Origin of the sequence: Nocardiopsis sp. TNDT3, from assembly GCF_003427465.1 — a bacterium.
GTDB classification, from domain to species: Bacteria; Actinomycetota; Actinomycetes; order Streptosporangiales; family Streptosporangiaceae; genus Nocardiopsis; species Nocardiopsis dassonvillei.
On the sequence record NZ_QPFC01000723.1, the window covers coordinates 1 to 2,843 of the forward strand.

The following is a 2,843-nucleotide window of genomic DNA, read 5'->3' on the forward strand; positions in this document are numbered from 1 at the left end:
CCCCCCCCACGGCGCGTTTTCCGGCCGGTCCCCTCGGGTAGACCCCTGAGCAGCATGAAGTCCGAGCCCACGTGTCCCCGTTGCGGGCGCGCGGTCCAGCCTCCGGGGCTGTGGACCAGCGCCTGGCAGTGTGACGCCCACGGGCCGGTGGCGCCCCTCCAGGAGGTGCGCGCCCCCGGGGCGGCCGCGCTGGAGGCACTCCTGCCCCAGGCGCACGTCCCGGTCTGGATCCCCTGGCCGCTGCCCGCCAACTGGGTGGTCACCGGCTTCGCCGAGGCCGGTGACGACCGCAGCGGCGCCCTCGCCACGGCCGTGGCCCTCTCCGGGCCCGACCTGGTCGGCGGTGTCGGCGAGGTGGTCATCGTCGCCGAGGACCCGGGGATCGGGCTCGGCGCCCGCCTCGCCGGGCTGGAGGGCCCCGACCCAGGCGACGGCTTCGACGCCTCCGCCGCCGACGCCAAGGTGCGCTTCGACGGCCACGAGATCGCCCTGTGGAGCCTGGACGTGGGCCCCGACCGCGCCGTCTACACCGGCGAGGCGCTCGCCCAGTGGCTGTGGCTGGTCTTCGCCTCCGCCGACACCGGCGTGCTCATGTGCGAGATCGGTTCCCTGCGGGACCTGCGCGACATCCGTGACGGCGGGCTCTCCCTGGAACCGCCCTTCGGCGCCCCCAGCCCCTTCCTCACCCAGGCCCTGGCGCCCCGGCGGGACCCGGACTGAACCGGCAAGGGGTCTCGCCCCGGCCGAGCGCGCCGGACCGCGCCCTACGTACAATCGCCCGGTGACACGTATCGACCTGCACGCCCACAGCTCGGTCTCCGACGGAACCGACACGCCCGCCGAAGTCGTCGAGCACGCGGTCGCCGCGGGTCTCGACGTGCTCGCCCTCACCGACCACGACACGGTCGGCGGCATCGGGGAGGCGGCCCAGAACCTGCCCCCCGGATTCACCCTGGTCCCCGGGATGGAGCTCTCCTGCGCCCACGCGGGGTCCAGCGTCCACCTGGTGTGCTACCTGTTCGACCCCGACGACCCCGCGCTCGACGGTGAACTGCGCCGGGTCCGCTCCGACCGCGCCTCCCGAGCCGAGGAGATGGTCCGCAAGCTCCACGAGAACGGGGTCGGCGTCACCTGGGAGCGGGTGCTGGAGATCGCGGGCGCCGGCCGCGACGAGTACGCCGACGCCAACACGATCGGCCGCCCGCACCTGGCCCGCGCGATCGTGGAGGCGGGCGCGGCCAAGGACGTGCAGGACGCCTTCGACCGCTGGATCGGCTCCGGCGGCCCGGCCTACGTCTCGCGGTACGCGATCGACCCGGTCCGCGCGGTGGAGCTGGTCCGGGCGGCGGGCGGGGTCTGCTCGCTGGCGCACCCGGGGCGGGCGGAGGGCGCCCTCAACGGCGCGGTCCCCCTCGAACTCGTGGAGCGCATGGCCGGGGCGGGTCTGGGGGCGATCGAGGCCGACCACCCCTCGCACAACCGGCACCAGGCCCGCCACTGGCGGGGCGTGGCCGAGGAGCTGGGCGTGCTGGTCACCGGCTCCAGCGACGACCACGGAAGCCTCACCGGCCGCCGCCTGGGGTGCAGGACCACCGACCCGGAGGCGTTCGAACGGCTGGTGGCGCCCGCGACGGGCGCCCCCCTTCTGCGCGGGTGAACCGCGTGTCCTCGTCCCGGCGTCCGGTACGGTACCGACCACTGTGCGGGAGCGCGACAATGGTCGCAGCGCAACCACCCATACCCGGACGAAGTCGAGAGGTCTGAGCCGTGTTCTGGAATCGGAAGTCGAAGAAGCAGGAGGGCCAGGAGGCCACCGATTCCGCTGCGGAGGCCGCGGCGGAGCGCGAGGAGACCACCGCCGCCAGCGGGGACGTGGCCGCGGAGGACGGGGCCAAGGACCCGGCCGGGACCGCCGAGGCCTCCGCCGAGGCCGCCGACGACGGCGCCGCCGAGCCCGCCGTCGACGCCGGGGAGCTCACCGGGGCGGAGAAGGACGGGGCCGCCGAGGGCTCCGCCGCCGACGAGAAGGCGGAGGAGGCCGGGGAGGCGGACGGGTCCGAGGACTCCGACGCGGACGACGAGTCCGACGACGAGGAGGACGAGGCGCCGGTGAAGGCCGACGTCTTCGCCGACGAGGGCGAGGAGGCCGGGGTGACCGGCCCCGACGAGGACGGCATCACGCGCGTGCGCACCGCCGGGACCTTCGAGTTCGACGGCGAGGAGTACCCGGTCGTCAGCAACACCTGGATCATCGACGCCGACGACGAGGGCGTCGTCGTCATCGACCCCGGCCACGACGCCGAGGCGATCCTGGCGGCCATCGGTGAGCGCGAGGTCTACCTGGTGGCCTGCACCAACGCCTACAGCCCCCACATCGAGTCGGCCATCAAGGTCGCCGAGGAGTCCGAGGCCCCCATCGCGCTGCACCCCCGCGAGATGCGCGCCTGGCGCCGCCACCACGGCGCCGAGCACCGCCCCGAGATCGAGGTGGAGGGCCAGGGCGCCCTCGACATCGGCAAGCTGCACATCGACGTCCTGGCCCTGCCCGGCACCTCCCCCGGCACCGTCGGCTACTACGTCAGCGAACGCGGCGTCGTCTTCGGCGGCGACACCCTGCGCAAGGGCGAGCCCGGCATGGTCGGCAACACCTACATCGACTACACCACGCAGCTCGCCTCCATCGGCGAGGCGCTGCTGTCCCTGCCCCCGGACACGCGCATCCTGCCCGACCGCGGCCCGGCCACCACCGCGGCGGCCGAGGGCAAGAACTTCGACTCCTGGGTCTGAGCACGGACCTTCCGGGGCCCCGCCCCCGCACGGCCGCCGCCCGGACGGGGCGGCGG

3 protein-coding genes are annotated in these 2,843 nt (G+C 74.9%); all 3 read left to right on the plus strand.

All coding sequences use genetic code 11. The features are described from left to right. Positions 1-54: 54 nt before the first annotated feature. Complete coding sequence (locus DQW06_RS17865) at positions 55-720, plus strand: DUF6758 family protein (RefSeq protein ID WP_013154840.1); 666 nt, start codon at positions 55-57, stop codon at positions 718-720. 61 nt (positions 721-781) lie between these two features. Continuing rightward, complete coding sequence (locus DQW06_RS17870) at positions 782-1,657, plus strand: PHP domain-containing protein (protein ID WP_013154839.1); 876 nt, start codon at positions 782-784, stop codon at positions 1,655-1,657. 110 nt (positions 1,658-1,767) lie between these two features. Beyond that, positions 1,768-2,787: an MBL fold metallo-hydrolase gene (locus DQW06_RS17875; protein ID WP_013154838.1), complete on the plus strand. Its 1,020-nt coding sequence runs from the start codon at positions 1,768-1,770 to the stop codon at positions 2,785-2,787. Positions 2,788-2,843: the final 56 nt, after the last annotated feature.

Coding starts and splice junctions, on each gene's coding strand:
- DQW06_RS17865 (WP_013154840.1), top strand. CDS start 55: ATGAAGTCCGAGCCCACGTGTCCCCGTTGCGGGCGCGCGGTCCAGCCT.